The sequence below is a fragment of the Pseudonocardia halophobica genome (genome assembly GCF_027922425.1).
Lineage (GTDB): Bacteria > Actinomycetota > Actinomycetes > Mycobacteriales > Pseudonocardiaceae > Pseudonocardia > Pseudonocardia halophobica.
Window position 1 is genome coordinate 475,245 of record NZ_BSFQ01000001.1, and the last position, 17,721, is coordinate 492,965.

The following is a 17,721-nucleotide window of genomic DNA, read 5'->3' on the forward strand; positions in this document are numbered from 1 at the left end:
ACCGGTGCATCCTGCTGTAGCGGCAACAATCACCGCACACACCCCGCCGCGAGCTCACCTCCGGCGCGGCTACGACTGAGCTTGCGAGCGCGCCGGAGGAGGCTGGAGCCGACCGAGCCCCGGCACGAAGCGACCCACCCTGGCCGCATACGCGCGGTAGGCCGCGCCGTGCGTGGCGAGGAGATATGGCTCCTCGACCTGTCGGACCTGGAGCTGTACCGCGATCATCATCGCGACTGCCGCGACCAGCCCCGGCCAGGCCGGCGCGATCGCCCACAGACCCCACAGCGCCGCAACCATCCCGGTGAAGATTGGATTGCGGGCCTGTGCGAACACCCCCGAGGTCACCAGCTCGGTGCGCTCGCTCGCCTCCACCCCGATCCGCCATGAGGCGCCCATGTGCGTCTGCGACACCACCACCAGGGCGAAGCCGGCCATCGCCACCGCAATCCCGGCCCCGTTCAGGAGCGGGTGTTCCACGGTCGGCGCCACCAGGCCGATCAGTACTGTCAACGGGGAGGCCAGACCGCCTACCAGGGCCACGCCGAAGAGCAGCTGACTCCACCACGCGGCTTCTCCGGGGCGCGCCTGCGGTCGGCGGAGACCGCTGTCGCCCGTGGCCCGGCGATGGACCACTGTCCGCAGCCCGAACGCCACGACCACGCCAACCCCGTACAGCGCCAACGACAGCCCTGCCATCGCCACCTCGATCACCCCAGTCTGTCCGGACGTGCCGGACAAACATATAGTCGCATGCGCATCTATGCAATAGATGTGGAACTCTGGTCCTGGCTCAAGTGGGAAGCTGAGGGCGCACTACCCCCGTGCGGTCACGCGCAGGGCCAGATTCGCTCAGGCAGGATCGCCACCGGCTGTGCCGCCGCTTCCACCCAGCCGGGCACACTGACCGTCAGCGGCATCCGTCGTTCGAGCAGCCGCGGCGGGCGCCCCACCTCTCGATGAGGGGGTGTGGACGTGCCGTCCGGCGCGTCGATCAGGACGACTATCGGCCCACCTGCTCCTGGCAAGCGTCCACGACCTGCTCCTGGCCGCGGTCTCAGGTCGTTGAATCACGCCTCGACGCCGGCGAGCTCGAGGTGGATGCTGCAGCCGACCGAGTCCCGCGTCCGGATCTCCTCCGGCCTGAGTACGGCGTACGCCGCCGGGCGCTTTGTCTCGCTATCGCTTCCCGCCAAGGCGCGGGGTAGTAGGTCGCGACAGCCGATCAAGTCGACGGTCGGGGTTGGTTCGAGGCGGTGTGAACCGGGCCGTGCGCGTCTGCGCAGTGTTCGGCGTCGCGGCTGTGATCGGCGTGGTGATCAACCTGCAGCGTGGTGTGCTCAAGGTGGTGCCGCTTGCGCAGGACCTGTTCGACGGCACTCTGGACCTCATGGCAGTCCGCTGTCGTGTCGACTAAGACGTGTGCCGACAGTGCGGGCTGACCAGAGGTGATCTCCCAGACGTGTAGGTCGTGGACCTCTGACACGCCGGGGACGGCGGCCAGTTCTGCGCCCAGGGCGTCGGGATCCATGCCTCGTGGAGCGGCCTCGAGGAAGATGCGGCCGGCCTCACGTACCAGGCCCCAGCCCGCCTTGGCCATGAGGGCCGCCACGACCAGCGCGGCGATGGCGTCGGCGCGTTCGAAGCCAGTCAGGATCACGACCAGGCCGGCCACGGCGGTGGCGATGAATGCGAACAGGTCGTTGAGGATGTGCTGGAAGGCGCCCTCGACGTTGAGGCTGGTCCGGTTCGCTCGGCTGATACACCAGCTCGCAGCGATGTTCACCACGATCCCCACCAAGGCGGTCACCAGTACCAGGGCGCCCGCGACCGCGGGCGGGGAGATCAACCGGTCGATGCCTTCGTAGATGAACCAGACCGACAGCAGCAACAGGGTGATCCCGTTGGCCTGGGCGGAGAGGATCTCGGCGCGGCGTAAACCGTATGTGTAGCGGCCGCGTGCCGGTCGCTGAGCGAGCCGAATGGCGACCAGGGCGAGGACGAGCGAGGCCGCGTCGGTGAGCATGTGCGCCGAGTCCGAGATCAACGCCAAGGACCCGGCGATCAGGCCGACGACGAACTCGCCCACCATGAACACCACGATCAGCCCCAGGGCGATGCTCAACCACCGCCGATCCGCCTCCGCGGACACCCCGTGCCCGTGCCCGTGGCCGTGGCCGTCAGTGCCTGTGCTCATAGGTAGCAATCTATAGTCACATGCGCATACGTGCCAGCGCGGTGAGTCGCCGCACAACCGCATGGTGCAAACGTTGACCCGACGGTCAGACCTGCCAGGCCACGGGAGAACGCCTCAGCCCTGGCCGAGTACCTGTCACCGATGTCGACAAGGCTGCCACCTACCCGTCCCCAGATTTTGCCGTTATCTAACCGACCTCGCTGGTCAGATGCGGCGCAGGTCCGTGATGCTGTGGAAGTGTCTGGAAAGTACTTTATTGCTCCTTCTGTCGCCTCCCCGAGCATCGGGCCCCTGGGTTGCCCCAGGCCCGCGGTGCCTCAGCGCTCAGCATGAGTTGAGGTCGTCGCTATGGTTGATCGGACCGATGAGGACGACGCAGGACATCCCCGCATCCTGCTCGTCGAGGACGATCCAGGCCTGGGGGAGAGCCTCGTCGAGAGCCTGTCCCAGCAGGGCCATCAAGTCTCCTGGGTCCGTACTGGCGGCGAAGCGCTCGAGACCGACGTGCAGACCGACCTGGTCCTGCTCGACCTCGGCCTCCCGGACATGGACGGGATCAGGGTCTGTCGGATACTGCGCGCTCGGTCAACTAAGGCCGTCGTCGTGATCCTGACCGCCCGCGGCGCCGAGATGGACGTCGTCGTCGGTCTCGACGCCGGCGCGGACGACTACCTGATCAAGCCCGTGCACCGCGAGGAGCTGCTTGCGCGCGTACGTGCTCACTTGAGACGGGCTGGGCCGAGTGACGAGTCACTGCGACTCGGTGATCTCGAGCTGGATCTGCAGCTGCGACGCGTCCTTGTGAGGGGGCACGAGCTCCACACGCGGCCCAAGGAATTCGACCTGTTGGAGCGGTTCACACGTGAGCCCGGGAAAGCGCTGAGCCGACAGACGCTGATGGCCGATGTGTGGAACGACCCGTGGGGCGGGTCCAGCAAGACGCTTGATGTTCACGTTGCGTCGCTGCGGAAGCTGCTGTCGACACCGCCGAACGTGACGCGGCTACCACGCATCCGGACGCTGCGCGGGCACGGCTATCGACTCGAACCCCCGAAGCCTTAACTGTGCACACCTCCTCCAGCGTGTCAGGGGGTTTGCCGAGGTCATAGGCGCATCGCCCGGCCCGTCCAGGCCCCTGCTCACGGAAGAGCCTTCGCTTGCGGGCGCTCCCACGCTGCTCGCCGGAGATCCGATGTTGGTCTATTCCTGCGCGGACGACGGGGGCGCGGCGAGGTCCCAGACCGCGCAGCCATCCCGCGCGATGCTTCGCTCCAGGCGGGCGTTGTCGGCCAGCCAGGCTGCCAGCGGTCCGCCCAGCGGGACGAGCTGCGGCTCGCCCACGACCAGGAAGCGGGCGCCGGCGTCGCGCAGGCGTGCGACCTCCTCGGGGGTGTGCCGGTCCGCGGGCAGGCTCCAGCCCGTGCGGTCGGCCAGGAAGAACACGACCGGCTCCTGGTAGTTGTTCGTGACCCCGTCCTCGACGGTGCTGCTGGTCGTGCTGACCAGGGCCAGGTCGGTCGGTGTGGAGACAGCGTCGAGGGCGATTGCGCAGGCGCCGAACACCCCGGCCCGGTCGCGCAGCGACTGGGCCAACACGTTGACGGCCTGCGCGCCCAGGAGGACGGCCACCGCCACGCCGACGGCGATGACGCGCGTGCGGGTCACTGCGATGCGGGCCTGGCTCAGGGCAGCCGCGATTCCGCTGCCGGTCGCGATCGCGGCGTAGGGGAGCGAGTAGACGTGGTACTGAATCCCCAGGTCGGTGCTGGTGTAGCGGCCTGCCGCGAAGTAGTACACGGCCAACGCGACCGCACCGGCTCCCAGCAGCGACAGCGCCAAGAAGCTCGATGACGGGGCGCCCGAGCGGCGGCGCCAGAGCCACACCGCGCCGAGCACCGCGAACGGGAGGCCGACTAGGCCGTAGATGAAGATCGTCTCGGTGCGGAGGTTGCCCAGGTAGAAGCCCGGGCTCAGCCACAGCGACAGGCTGCCCCACTTGCTGTCGCCGCCGGAGATCACACCAAAGGTGTTGCCGTAGGTGGCGTAGAGCCCCGCGGCATGGCGCAGCCACAGCGCCGGGGCCACGAGCGCCGCGACTCCAGCGACGTACAACGACGGGCGACGCAGCCGCTCCCGGGCCGCGAACACCACCCACAGCCCGACGACCAGCCCGACGTGCAGCGAGGTCGGTTTGACCAAGGCCGCCGCCGAGGTGGCCGCCGCGGCCCACCCGAGAAGGGCCGGTCGGTCCTCCTGCAGCCAGCGACAGAACCCGAGCAGCGCGAGCAGGTAGAACGCCAGCACCGTGGCCTCGGGCATGAACGCGGTACCCCAGCGCATGAACGCCGGAGACAGGAAGAACGCCGCCAGCGCCCACCGGGCCGCGGTCGCGGGTAGCAGCCGCCGCACCAAGCCCCAGAACGCGGCCGCCGCGACCAGCATGAACGCTAACGAGATCAGCCGGCCGAGCGCGACGTGCTCGCCGACGACGAGGTAGGTCACGGCGGTCAGCCACGGCATGAGTGGGAACTCGGTCTCCACGTAGCCGGGCCCGGCGCCGCCCCAGTTGATCTGCGGGAAGAAGATGTTCATCCCGTTCGCGGCGAAGTTGCGGGCGATCGTCGCGGTGTCGGACTGGCGCCAGATGTCGCCTGGATAAGCCGTCATCGGAGCGAGGGCCCGCATCACCGAGAGCGCGACGACGACCGCGCCGATGGCCACGACCCACCAGCTCAGGGGTACCAGGAGAGGGCGGACGTTAGGCGACTGCTCGAGTCTCGAGTCGAGTCGTTCAGTGGGCAGGTCGAGGTTCGACGTGCGTGATGGGACACGGTGCGGGGAGGACACAGCTCAGTCACCTTGCCAAGCCAGAAGGCGGAGACGACGAACGTCTCCGGAAGGGGCAACCACAGCGGCAACCACAGCGGCAACCCGGCGTATGCCGGGGGCGCTGAGGGCGCCGAGGAGGGGTAGCGAGGTCGGGAGAGAGCGGAGGAGGCCTACGTCCGCATCACGCAGAGTTGATACGGCGATGGTGTGGATGGCGGGACATCATGGATGGCCGCGTCCGAAGTCGGGCCAGCCGAGGCCGCAATGTCGGCGCTCAGCGACGAAGCCAATCCGAGAGCGTTGAGTGAGGGGCCGCGGTCAGGCACGACGGCATTCGCCGCCACGTCCAGGTGGTGAGGGTCGCAGCCTTCGGCTGGTTCGGCCCGCTGGAGCTCTGTCGATGCTCCGACCGGGCGGGCGGCTAGGCGGGGGCCATGCCTGCCTGCGATCATCTGCGCGGAAGGTGCGCAGCTGCCGGCAGCGCCGGTTGCCTGAGCGCCCTCTGCCCGGTTCGGGCTGCGGGTGTCAAGGTAACAGCACACCATCAGCAGACCACCGAGGGCGAGCGCCGCGGCCGCGAGCGCGAGCCCGCACATCGACAGATGTCGTCCGGCAAGGCGGCACGTCGCCAGGGCGGCGGACGTTGCTCCCGGCGGGAGCAATCCCGAACGCCGCTGCGCCCGCGCTTGAGTCACGACTGCGAAGCGTAAACGGGTGAGTTGAAGGGACGCTGAGACCACCCCGGCTACGCTGTGTGATCGCCCGGAGGGCCGAGGACGAAGATGCGAGACGTGGTCGCCACGTACCGCGACGGGTGGTCGTCGGTAGCCGATCGACTCTTGGGCTTCCCGTGCGGCGCAGACGCTGCGGCGTCCCGGTTCGGGAGTCGCCTCCTGCTGGTGGCCGACTCGCCGGTTTGTGTTAACCCATGGCAAAAGTTGCAGTCTGTTTTCGATGTCGGGTATCTGCCCCATTGCCCGGTGAGGTCTCCCGGACAACCCTTGGCGGGGGAGCCGGGCCGCGACCCGTGGTCCGTTGGAGGGTGCAGCAAGGCTGCTGGACGGAGAGCCGATGGTCATCGTGCCCGCACGGAAGAGGTCCGCGAGCGCACGCTCGTGCGACCTCGGCGTTGCCGCCCGACCTGGCGCGCTTGGTGCACCGCTCGTCGGCGTGCCTCGTGTCCGGACGCAGGCGAGGTGAAGGATGCCATCGACCCCTTCCTTTGATCCCGAGTTCGAGAAGGTGGTGTCGTCCCTCGGGCACCGACCCGGCGTCCCGCTCGCGGGCCTCGTCGTGGTTGATCGGCACGAGGCGCAGGGCTGGCGGGTCCGCCGCCACGAGCGGCTTGACTTCGTGTTCGAGGAGCGCTGCGACTGGATCCGAGACTACGGGCGGGCTGCTCAACTCGCCATCGACGGCGGGAGTACCGCGCTGACCTACGACGAACTCGATGGCCGGGCCAACCAGCTCGCCCGGTACCTGCGCCTGCACGGCAGCGCCGCGGGGGACCGGATCGGGCTGCTGTTCGACGATCGCGTCGAGGCTTACGTGGCGACCCTGGCGGTGTTGAAGATCGGAGCGTCGTGTGTTCCGCTCGATCCGACCGCTCCGGTCGATCGCATCGCCTTTGTCGTCGCCGATACCTCGGCCGGGCTCATCCTGAGCCGGGCGCAACTGCCCGGCCGGGTCGCCGCAACCGACGCCCTGCTGGGGACTGCGGCGGAAGTCATCGCCGTGGACGCGGCTGCGCGGCTGATCGGGGAGATGAGCTCACAACGGCTGCAACCCGCCGAACGAGGAGCACTCATCGATCGGACCGCCTACATCGTGCACCTCAACGATGCCTCGGGGCGGTCGGAGGGCGTGGCGATCGACCATCGCAGCATCTGCAACGCTGTGCGCATCTCCTCCGAAACCTTTGGCATCCGCGGGCACCGTCTCTACCAGGGCAAGGCCTTGTCCTCGGGAGGAGGTATCGAGGAGACCTGGATGGCGTGGGCGTCGGGCGCCACCCTCGTCCCCGCACCCGAGGGCCCACACCTGCTTGGCCCGGCGCTGCACGCGCAGCTTGTGGACCGTCGCGTCAGTGCCGTGTGCACCACACCGGCGTTGCTGTCGACCCTTGAGGCGGACCTGCCTGCATTGCAGGTACTGGTGGTGTCGGGCGATCCGTGCCCGCCGAGCCTCGTCGCGCGCTGGCGCCGACCGGGTCGGCGCTTCTACTCGGCCTACGTGCCAAGGGGTGCGGCCGTCGCCGCAGCCTGGGCCGAGACGCAGCCGGACGAGCCGGTGATGGTGGGTGCGCCGTTGCCGACCTACGCAGCTGTCGTGCTCGACCCGGATCTCCCGTTGGCGCTGCCCCACGGTCAGACGGGGGAGATCGGCCTCGCCGGCTTGGGTCTGGCGTGTGGGTATCCGGATCCGTCGGGGGAGGCGTTCGTCGAGGACTTTCTCGGCATCCCGGGAAATCCCTCGGGGAAGATCTACCGCACCGGCGACCTCGGCCGCGTGACCGACGCCGGGGAGATCGAGTACCGCGGGCGCGCCGACCTGCAGGTGGTCGTCGAGGGACAACGCATCGATCTCACTGCAGTGGAATCAGCGATGCTGGCTGCGCCCGGGGTGGCGTCGGCCGTTGTCGATGTCCCCCGCTCGACAGGGCTCGCCGAACTCGTCGGCTATTACACCTGCTGCGTGGACCGGCCTCCGCCTGACGAGCAGTTCTTACGGGCGTGGCTGACCGACCGGCTCGACGCCCTCCATCTGCCGGCCCGCTTGCAACAGCTCGAGACTCTCCCGCTGACCGTCGACGGCCAGATTGATCGCCCTGCGTTGTCGTCGCGGGCCATCGCGGATGCTGGGCTGTGCCACTTACGCACTGAGAACGCGCAGCTGCAGGAGCGGTTGGACGAGCTGCGCCCTGCTCCCGCCGACGCCGGTCTCGAAGCTCCATCAGCCGTGCATGCCCAGACCGCTGAGCCGCGAGGTCTGACGGTCGACGACGTCAATCGATCTCCCGCAGCTCCGCCGGCCTCGGAGGCACAGCCCGGGAGCACGTCGTTCGATCTGGCCTCGCCACCTCCGACACCCGCACCGGCCCCGCCGGGCCCGTCGTCGCGACCGTTGCCCTGGCCTCGACCGTCAGCGCAGAAACCGACCACCCCAAGCGCGCCGGGTCGGCGGCCAACGCCCTACCCTCGCTCGCCAGGCCGATGGTCCTCTTCATCGAGCGCGAGCGCATCTGTGCGGCCGACGCCCTATCCGCGCTCGCCCGCGCCGACAACAGCGATCCCGCTCGTGCCCGCGACTCCCGGTGTGGTGCCTGCGGCGTCCCCGTCGGCCACCGTAGGCTCGGGGTCGGTTGCAGGGCTGGCCGCGGCCCTGGCGAGCGTGCTCGCCGAGGTGCTGACGATCGAGCACGTGCCTGTCGACGGCAACGTGTTCGACGACCTGGGCGCGGACTCGATGGTGATGACCCGCTTCTGCGCCCGCCTGCGTCAGCGCGACGACCTGCCCTCGGTCTCGATCAAGGACGTCTACGCCCACCCGACGATCGCCGAACTCGCCGCGGCCTTCGCGTACTCCTTACCGGCACTCACCCAGCCGACACCTCACGGATCCGTCGCCGAGGCGCTCGCCCAGGTGCTCGCCGAGGTCCTCGAGGTCGACCACGTCCCGACCGACCGCAACGTGTTCGACGACCTGGGCGCAGACTCGATGGTGATGACCCGCTTCTGCGCCCGCCTGCGCAAGCGCGACGACCTGCCGTCGATCTCCATCCGCGACGTCTACGCCAACCCAACCCTCGCCAGCATGGCCGCCGCAGCCGCGCCGGCTCAAGCGCCAGCCGCCACCGACGGCGCGAGTGCAACAGCGACGCAGATGACCCCGATACGGCACAGCACCGTCGGATACCTGCTGACCGGGTTCCTGCAGCTGCTGACCTTCCTGCTCTATGCCGGGGGCCTGGGTTACGTGCTGGACCGTGCCTACATCTGGATCCTCGCGAGTGTCGGGCCGCTCGAGATCTACGTCCGCTCGGTCATCGCCGGCGGCGCTGCGTTCCTGGTCATGTGCCTGCTGCCGGTGGCGGCGAAGTGGCTGCTGATCGGCCGGTGGAAGGAGAAGGAGATCGCGGTCTGGAGCCTGCGGTACTTCCGGTTCTGGCTGGTTAGGGTCCTTACCCGGGCCAACCCGCTGGTCCTGGTCATGGTCGGGTCGCCGCTCTACACGCTCTACCTGCGCGCACTCGGGGCCAGGATCGGCAGGAACGTCGTCATCCTGACCCGGCACCTGCCCGTCGCGACCGACCTGCTCACCATCGGCGCGGGCACGGTGATCCGCAAGGACGCCGTGCTGCTCGGCTATCGAGCCCACTTCGGCCGGATCCAGACCGGGCGGGTCACGCTGGGCCGCGACGTCGTCGTCGGCGAGAAGAGCGTGCTCGACATCGACACCGCGATGGGCGACGGCGCCCAACTCGGCCACGCCTCCGCCCTGCACCGCGGACAGGCCGTGCCGCCCGGTCAGGCCTGGCACGGCTCACCCGCGGTCCCCATCGCCACCGACTTCCGCGCGGTGCCTCCGCTACGGGTACGGCGCCTGCGTAAGCCGGCCTACGTCACCAGCCAGCTGCTGAAGCTGTTCGCGATCTACCTGCCACTCGGCTTCGGCGGGCTGTTCCTGCTGCTCACCCAGGTGCCCCGACTGGCCGAGCTACTTCAGCCCGGCGCAGCTGGGCACACCAGCCCGCAGTTCTACCTCAACGCCCTCGCCGAGTCCGCCGTCATCGTCTTCGGCGGCCTGCTCGTCGGGCTGCTCGTCGTGTTCACCGTGCCGCGGGTCCTCGCCCCGTTCGTGCCGCCGGACCGGGTCTACCCCGTCCACGGCTGGCGCTACTCGCTGCACCGCACCATCACGCGGCTGACCAACGTCCGGCTGTTCGTCTACCTGTTCGGCGACAGCTCGTTCATCGTCGGCTACCTCTATCTGCTCGGCTATCACCTCGGGAAGGTCGAGCAGACCGGCTCGAACTTCGGCTCCAACATCGCACAAGAGACGCCGTTCCTGACGTCGGTGGGGCGCGGCACCGTCGTCGCCGACGGACTGTCGGTGGTCAACGCCGACTTCTCCAACACCTCCTTCCGTACCTCGCGGATCGGCATCGGCGGCAACAACTTCCTGGGCAACAACATCGCCTACCCGATCGGCGGCCGCGTCGGCGACGACTGCCTGCTCGCCACCAAGGTCGCCGTCCCGATCGACGGCCCGGTCCGCACCGGCGTCGGCCTGCTCGGCTCACCCGCCTTCGAAATCCCCCGCACAGTCCAGCGGGACCGTGTGCTGGAGGTCGACGCCACACAGCGCCGGGCCCGGCTGCGCCGCAAGAACGGGCACAACCTGCGCACCATCGCCCTGTTCCTGTTCGTCCGCTGGGGCCACGTCCTCGGCCTGCTGCTCCTGGGCCTCGTCGCCGTGGACCACTACCACGACTGGGGCCCCGCCGCGTTCGCGATCCAGGCGGCCGCCAGCGTCCTGTTCACGATCCTGTGGTTCGTGTTCTGGGAACGGACGTCGACGGGCTTCCGCCGTCTGCGCCCGCGCTCGTGCTCGATCTACGACGTCCGCTTCTGGCGCCACGAGCGCTACTGGAAGCTGATGGTGCCGCCGCTGGACCGCATGCTGGCGGGCACCCCGTACAAGAACCTGCTCATGCGCCTGCTCGGTGTGAAGATCGGCCGGCGGGTCTACGACGACGGCGCCGCCGTCCTCGAGCGCACCCTCACCAGGATCGGCGACGACTGCACGCTCAACTTCGGCAGCATCATCCAGTGCCACTCCCAGGAGGACGGCGCCTTCAAGTCCGACCACATCGTCCTCGGCTCGGGTGTGACCCTGGGGGTCGGTGCCTTCGTGCACTACGGGGTCACCATCGGCGACGCCGCCGAGATCGCTCCCGACTCGTTCGTGATGAAGGGCGAGGAGATCCCGGCGGGCGCGCGCTGGGGTGGCAATCCCGCCCACGAGCTCGCCGAACCACCGCCCAGTGCGGGGGACAGGCCGGTTACGGAACCACCTCAGGCCGAGGAGCGCGTCACTGCCCCTGAGACCGTCCGATCCTCCGGTGCGCTCGCCATGCGGCAATAGCGCTCACGAAGCGTCGGGAAAGCCGGATGCAGTGACCCATCGGCCCAATTTGCACCTTTGTGGAGGTTGAAGTGTGGAAGAGTCGCCCGCTGCCCGAGGAACGCGAGGTTCATCGCCGTCGCAGCAGGCTGCGGTTGGTCGGGGGCGACAGTCCGGCTGGACAGGGTCGGGAAGGACAGTGGGCGTCGCGGCCCGTCGTCGCGCCCGACCTGGAATCTGAGACACCGGAGCAGCAGACGGCACCGGGCGCGTCCGAAATCGTGATCCTTAAGGGAGAAGGCGACTCCGGGCTGCACAACCGTACCGATGCTCGCTCTTGAGCAGCCCCGGCGCCCACAGATGACGGTAAATCAGTGACCTACTTGATATGACGACCGCGCGCGAGTCGCCGGTAGGGAGCTGCGGCTCCAACGGTAAGTAAGCACTGCGACCACACCGATCGCCACTATGGCCCGCGTCAGTACCGTGGCCACGGGCGATCCACACCTGGAGACGATCCCCATGACGCTTCTCGAGTTCCTCCTCAAGCTCATCGGCAACGACGAGGAGTCCCTGGAGCTCCAGGAGAACTTCCGCGAGGACCCGTACGGCACCCTCAAGGACGCCGGCCTCGAGGACCTGACCGCCGAGGACGTGCACGACGCCCTGGTCCTCATCCAGGACAACGACACCGCCTCCTTCGACCGCAACTACGACACCGGCAGCAACCACCTGGTCGCGGCGGCCGCGGCGCCTCGACACAGCGAGGGCGACGCCGAGGGCGGCAAGGGTGCGGTCGAGTACATCAACAAGTACGTCACGAACAACTACGTCGACGACCGCGACACCATCGTCGACAACTCGGTGAACCAGAAGATCGACACGGACGGCGGCGACTTCCGTCAGGACATCGACATCGACGCGGTCACGGCCTCCGGCGACGGCGCGGTTGCGGCCGGCGGCGACATCGAGGACTCCACGGTCACCACCGGCAACGGCAACATCGTGGGCGGACAACAGCGACAACAGCATCAACGACTCGGGCAACACGAACGTGGACCGGTCGATCAACGACTCGTTCAACGACGAGAGCGACAACAGCGTCGACGACTCGTTCAACGCCGACCTGGACTTCGACAACAGCGTGAACGACTCGGGCAACAGCTCGACCGACAGCAGCACGAACGACTCGGGCAACTTCTCGGTCGAGACCGGCGACATCGACGTCGACGACTCCGCCGTCGCGCTCTGATCACGCTCCCCTCGTCCTCACGACTTCACGACCGGCACGGAGACGACTGACATGGCTTCCCCCCAGACCCTGATCGAGCTGCTGCTGAGCCTGCTCAACGACCCGGAGGCCGCCGAGGCCTTCAAGGCGGACCCCGAGGCCTACATCGAGGGCTGCGGCCTCACCGAGTTCACCGCCGAGGACGTGCACGACGCCGCGCTCCTCATCCAGGACAACGACGACTCGGACTTCGACCGGAAGTACGACACCGGCGGCAACCACCACCACACCCCGCCGCCGCCCCCGCCGCACAAGGAGCCGCACGAGTCGGACCACGAGGCCGCGGTCAAGTACCTGAACACGTACGTGACCAACAACTGGGTCGACGACCGCGACACCATCGTCGACAACTCGATCAACCAGGTCATCGACACGGACGGCGGCGACTTCCGCCAGAACATCGACATCGACGCGGTGACGGCGTCCGGTGACGGTGCCGTGGCGGCCGGCGGCGACATCGACGACTCTACGATCACCACGGGCGACGACAACATCGTCGGCGACGGCAACCAGGTCGTGGACGGCGACGGCAACACCACCGCCTTCGGCAACGGCAGCGCCACCAGCACCAACGTGGGCGGCGACCTCACCGTCGACGACGGCTCGGCCTTCGCCACCGGCGGCAACGCGGGCGTCGACAACAGCGACCACAGCGTCAACGACTCGTTCAACGAGACGATCGACGCGAGCATCAACGACTCCGGCAACGACTACAGCGACAACAGCGTGTCCGACTCGGGCAACCTGGACGTCGACGTCGACGCGAGCACGAACGACTCGTTCAACCAGACCACCGACGACAGCGTCAACGACTCCGGCAACGTCGACGTCTCCGTCGACGACGTGTCGGTCGAGGACTCGATCGTCACCGCCTGAGCCTCCCCGCTCGGCCCGAGAAGACCCGTCACCCCGTGGGGTGACGGGTCTTCTTGTCGGCGCCCCTTGCAGGTCAAGAGCCGGGTACCGCAGCAGGTTCCCTAAAAGCGCTGGGTTCTGCATGAGCCCGGCGTCGCTGCAGAACATGTCGGTCTGGTCCGCTGGGGTGGTCTTCAGTGGGTGACCATCCGGCACAGTAGGGGGTGCGGATCGTCGTATAGGGGTAGGTGCGGCGGCTGATCGGCACGTGCACTTGCGCGGACTGCACGAGCTCGATCACTCGAACGAGATGTGCACGTGATCCATGTGGTTGGCAGTGGCCCCGCCTCGATCTTCCATGCTCTCCCATCCGCCCCCGGTGTTGATGCGCTGCCGGTAGATCACGTAGCTGATTCCCAGCCGCTTCATGTTCGCGGTGGCGTACTCGGCGAGGCGGTCACCGCTCGCCCGCGTAGCCATGAAGTCGAGCGCCTTTCCAGCCGGGTGATCCGAGGCGTTGGAGCGACCAGCGACGCCGTACACGGTGTCGACGCCGAACATGCAGCGGAGCTGCTCCCCGGCTTCGGCCACGCCGGCAGCGACCGCGCCGAACCCCGTCGTTCCGGCGGCACAATTGCGCGCTACTGGTCCGTTCTCGCCGCCGGCCGAACCCGGAGCGCTTGAGGCAGAAGTCTCCGCCCCAGCCCTGGCCCAAGCGCCGGCAGCATCGCGGGCCGCGCTCGAGGTCGCGTTGACGACGGCCTCCACGTCCACGGTCCGTAGCTCAGCGGTGGCATCTGTACCGGCGGCATCGGAGGAATCCGCCTGTACGGGGACGGCCGAAGGTGATGGATCCTCCACGTCCAAGCTGTCAGCGGTCGATGCTGTAAACGCCTGCAGTGCGAGATCTTCGACGTGAAGGCTGCCCCGGCTGAGCACGCCGTGTCCCGCAATCAAGGCTCCTCCCGCAAGGGCCGAGGTCAGGGCGACAAGTGCCGCAGGCCGGCTACGCCGCGAACCTCCGCTCAAAACAGGAGCAGAGAGGTCCGACCGAGACCGGTGCGCACGGTGTCGTGCGGCGGAGGTGTCTGCACGGCGATGCCTCGACAACGTCATCCTCCTGGATGGGGAGCGGTAAAGCCCGCGGGCGAGGGGGGAGCCCCGGGACGTCGGCACAGCTGGGGACCTGTGCCTTTACCGTTACGAGATCGACATTAGAGCAGTAGCTGCCGAGCCACTGATAAACGGACATATCACGCGATGATCGGTCGACGGCACGCTGCGAGCGGAGCCTGCAGACCTGTTCAGTTGTGTCCCAGGGCGTGGTGTAGGTCCTCGGCCCGGACGGCGTGGGTGACCGCGTTGTAGGGGGCCATCGTGCGACGGTCAGCGAGACCGGCTCAAAGGTGCTCGCGGAAGGACACGACGCACGATGACCCTGGACCAGTCTGCCCTGCTCGAGGTGTTGGAGACACTCAAGGCCGCCCATGTCGAAGACCGCGTCCGCTCGGCGGCGGAACCATCTATCAGGCGTTGATCGAGGCCGAGCTGACCTCGGTGATCGGCGCCGCGCCCCATGAGCGGGCCGAGTCCCGCACCGCGCAGCGCAACGGGCATCGCCCGCGCATCTTGACCAGCACGGTCGGAGACCTGGAGCTGCGGATCCCGAAGCTGCGCACCGGCTCGTTCTTCCCCAGCCTGTTGGAGCGCCGCCGCCGGATCGACCAGGCGCTGTTCGCGGTGGTCATGGAGGCCTACCTGCACGGGGTGTCCACCCGCAAGGTCGACGACCTGGTCCGCGCCCTCGGGGCGGACACCGGGATCTCCAAGAGCGAGGTGTCGCGGATCTGCGCCGACCTCGACGAAGAGGTCGGCGCGTTCCGCGACCGCTCCCTGGCCGGCCAGGCGTTCCCGTATGTGTTCCTGGACGCCACCTACTGCAAGGCGCGGGTGAACCGCCGCGTGGTGTCTCAGGCGGTGGTGGTCGGCACCGGGGTGGCCGCGGACGGGCGCCGCGAGGTGCTTGGGTTCGCCGTGGGCGACTCCGAGGACGGGGCGTTCTGGACCCAGTTTCTGCGCAGCCTCAAGGCCCGTGGGCTGGGCGGGGTGCAGTTGGTCATCGCCGATGCCCACCTCGGGCTGCGGCATGCCGTGCAGGCCGTGTTCGCCGGCGCCTCGGTCCAGCGCTGCCGGGTGCATTTCCTGCGCAACGTGCTGGCCCGGGTGCCGAAAGGGTCGGCGGAGATGGTCGCCGCGGCGGTGCGAACGATCTTCGCCCAGCCCGACGCCGAACACGTCCACGAGCACTTCGAGGTCGTCGCCACCATGCTCGGGCAGCAGCTCCCGGTGGTCGAGGCGATGCTGCGTGAGGCCGAGCCGGAGCTGCTGGCCTTCGCCGCGTTCCCGGTCGGGCACTGGAAAAGATCTGGTCGACCAACCCGCTGGAGCGGCTCAACAAAGAGATCAAGCGCCGCACGGATGTGGTCGGGGTGTTTCCGAACCCGGCCGCGCTGCTGCGGCTGGCCGGTGCGGTCCTGGTCGAGGCCCACGACGAGTGGCAGGTCTCGGATCGCCGCTACCTCTCCGAGGGCTCCATGGCCGCCCTGCGAGCCGCTTCCGAGGACCAACCAGTAGCGGCCGGCGAGCTCGCCGCGGCATCATCGCCATCAAGCTGACCGCCGCGCACGATCTACACCACGCCGTGGGACGTCATCACCTGTTCCGGACAAGGTTGTGTGCCAACCGCCTGGGTGCAGGTGCCTACGGCTGGCCTGCCGCGGCGGGCGCGGCCGTTCGCTCAGCGGAGGCCTGCGGATTGGCCCACAGGATGACCAAACGGCAAGTTGTGCGAGATTCCCCTCCTCGGACAGCCGCAGCGCAGCGGCGACCGAGCTCCCACGCCGGGTGGCCGGCCACCCGGCCGCCCGCACGGGGGCCGAGGTCGGGTTCGCGCTGCGGGACAGCCTGGCCCTGAGCAAACGTCACAATATGCAGCTGGATGAGCCGCGTGAGCTCGGCGTTGCCGCCGAGCTGATGGGCTGTGTTCTTCGACATCCGCACGCCGCCGTCCTCGTCTACGATGCCCGCGCCTTCCGCGCGACCCGATTGGACCTCAGGTCGGTGTGCCGTAGCCGGAGCCCCGACCGAGGCAGAGGTGACAGCGGCTCCGCGAGGGCCGCATACCCTAGGCGCATGCGCTTCCTGCTGCGGCCAAGCTGGATCGCCTTCGTGGCGATGGTTGTTGGCTTCGCCGTGGCGTGCTACACGCTGCTCGCTCCATGGCAATTCGGGCGTGAGGCACAGCGCCGAGCCCAGCAGCAGGCGATCGACGCCACCGCATCCACCTTGCCCGTCTCCTTCGCCACACTCGTTCCCGCCTTAAGCGTGAGGGCCGAGGACGAGTGGTCACGGGTCGCGCTCTCGGGCACCTTCCTGCCGGAGGCGGAGGCGCTTGTCCGCCTGCGATTCGTCGACGGCAAGCCCGCCTCTCAAGTGCTCACCCCTCTCCGGCTCGACGACGGACGGATCATCGCCGTCGACCGCGGCTCGGTCCCCCTGAATAACGGCCAGGCGATCCCGGGCTTCGCCGCCGCACCATCGGGACCGGTCACACTGACCGGCCGGCTGCGCCTCAACGAGACCGACACCAGCGGCCGCGCCCCGGCCACCGAGGGCGGCCACCTGCAGATCTATGCGATGAGTTCCCGGCAACTGGCCGCAGCCACCGGCACTCCTGGCATGGTCGAGGGGTACGTACAGCTCGCCGCGGACCAGCCGGGAATCCTGACACCAACCCCGATCAACCCAGATACGAACGTGGCGCCGTTCACCAACGGCTCATACGCCCTGCAGTGGCTAACCTTCGGAGCGATTGCAATCGTAGCGCTCGGCTATTTCATCCGGCTGGAGATGCTACAGCGGCGCGGTAAGCAGAAGACCAAGGCGAGCTTCCGCGACGCCCTCGCCGGCCGCGACGTCGACGCGGAAGCTTGAGGAGGGCGGCCTCCCGCCCGCATGGCCGCGCACAGACAGGGAGGAGAAGACACCGCTCCCCAACGGTAGTGTGACCAGCCCTTGAAGGGCAGTTCAGAAACCGTGGCCGGCCGACCGTGACAGCCTCACCGCTGGTCCTCACCTGCACCCTCTGAAGCCCCGTGAACGCCAAGAGCTCCTCGGCGAGGCGGAGGGCTGGCTGCGCCCCTGCCCGAGCCGCACAAGTGATCAGCTCGACCTTGCCGGCGACACGCTGCACGCGTCCCCGTCACGGCGCCTCATCAGGTTCCGCTTCGTGTGATCGCTGCTCCTCAGCCCAACCACAGGCCGAGGTGAGCTTGGCCCCCAGCGCCGGACACTGACGGTGTGGGGTCAGTGATCTGGGTGTGGTGGGGTGTGGGCTGCTTCGAAGTCGACCGGGGAGAGCATT

At 68.4% G+C, this 17,721-nt stretch carries 9 protein-coding genes and 1 pseudogene; 6 read left to right on the plus strand and 4 right to left on the minus strand.

All coding sequences use genetic code 11. From position 1 onward, the window contains the following. Positions 1-69: 69 nt before the first annotated feature. Both PKE99_RS02325 and PKE99_RS02330 read right to left on the minus strand, forming a co-directional pair. Complete coding sequence (locus tag PKE99_RS02325) at positions 70-714, minus strand: methyltransferase family protein (protein WP_197040494.1); 645 nt, start codon at positions 712-714, stop codon at positions 70-72. A gap of 511 nt (positions 715-1,225) precedes the next feature. Then, a complete protein-coding gene (locus PKE99_RS02330) occupies positions 1,226-2,125 on the minus strand; it encodes a cation diffusion facilitator family transporter (protein WP_231498072.1) in 900 nt (299 codons plus the stop codon). Between the two features lie 420 nt (positions 2,126-2,545). On the opposite strand from PKE99_RS02330, the gene PKE99_RS02335 reads away from it, so the two are divergent. Next, a complete protein-coding gene (locus PKE99_RS02335) occupies positions 2,546-3,259 on the plus strand; it encodes a response regulator transcription factor (protein ID WP_051736913.1) in 714 nt (237 codons plus the stop codon). Positions 3,260-3,397: 138 nt separating this feature from the next. Here PKE99_RS02335 and PKE99_RS02340 read toward each other — a convergent pair whose 3' ends face one another. After that, entirely contained in the window at positions 3,398-4,918 is a 1,521-nt protein-coding gene (locus PKE99_RS02340) for an ArnT family glycosyltransferase (RefSeq protein WP_037041837.1), read from the minus strand. 1,311 nt (positions 4,919-6,229) lie between these two features. Between PKE99_RS02340 and PKE99_RS02345 the strand changes: the two genes are divergently transcribed. The 3 genes from PKE99_RS02345 (at position 6,230) to PKE99_RS02355 (ending at position 13,319) form a co-directional block, all read left to right on the plus strand. After that, positions 6,230-11,173 carry a Pls/PosA family non-ribosomal peptide synthetase gene (locus PKE99_RS02345; protein ID WP_081923836.1) on the plus strand — a complete coding sequence of 1,648 codons (4,944 nt, stop codon included), beginning with the start codon at positions 6,230-6,232 and terminating at the stop codon, positions 11,171-11,173. Positions 11,174-11,638: 465 nt separating this feature from the next. After that, on the plus strand, positions 11,639-12,454 hold the full coding sequence (locus PKE99_RS02350) for an IniB N-terminal domain-containing protein (RefSeq protein ID WP_271214832.1): 816 nt from the start codon (positions 11,639-11,641) through the stop codon (positions 12,452-12,454). Between the two features lies 1 nt (position 12,455). Continuing rightward, a complete protein-coding gene (locus PKE99_RS02355; RefSeq protein WP_271214833.1) occupies positions 12,456-13,319 on the plus strand; it encodes an IniB N-terminal domain-containing protein in 864 nt (287 codons plus the stop codon). Positions 13,320-13,595: 276 nt separating this feature from the next. Here the strand turns inward: PKE99_RS02355 and PKE99_RS02360 are convergent, their stop codons facing one another. After that, complete coding sequence (locus tag PKE99_RS02360; protein ID WP_271214834.1) at positions 13,596-14,066, minus strand: VldE C-terminal domain-containing protein; 471 nt, start codon at positions 14,064-14,066, stop codon at positions 13,596-13,598. 789 nt (positions 14,067-14,855) lie between these two features. Here PKE99_RS02360 and PKE99_RS02365 point away from each other — a divergent pair. Together PKE99_RS02365 and PKE99_RS02370 are read left to right on the plus strand one after the other, a co-directional pair. Continuing rightward, positions 14,856-15,973: pseudogene (locus PKE99_RS02365) on the plus strand (IS256 family transposase). Positions 15,974-16,490: 517 nt separating this feature from the next. Continuing rightward, positions 16,491-17,291 carry an SURF1 family cytochrome oxidase biogenesis protein gene (locus PKE99_RS02370; protein ID WP_063739680.1) on the plus strand — a complete coding sequence of 267 codons (801 nt, stop codon included), beginning with the start codon at positions 16,491-16,493 and terminating at the stop codon, positions 17,289-17,291. Positions 17,292-17,721 lie beyond the last annotated feature (430 nt).

Bases quoted from the DNA above. Each gene is read 5' to 3' on its own strand.
- PKE99_RS02335 (WP_051736913.1), top strand. From the start codon at position 2,546: ATGGTTGATCGGACCGATGAGGACGACGCAGGACATCCCCGCATCCTG.
- PKE99_RS02345 (WP_081923836.1), top strand. From the start codon at position 6,230: ATGCCATCGACCCCTTCCTTTGATCCCGAGTTCGAGAAGGTGGTGTCG.
- PKE99_RS02355 (WP_271214833.1), top strand. From the start codon at position 12,456: ATGGCTTCCCCCCAGACCCTGATCGAGCTGCTGCTGAGCCTGCTCAAC.
- PKE99_RS02370 (WP_063739680.1), top strand. From the start codon at position 16,491: ATGCGCTTCCTGCTGCGGCCAAGCTGGATCGCCTTCGTGGCGATGGTT.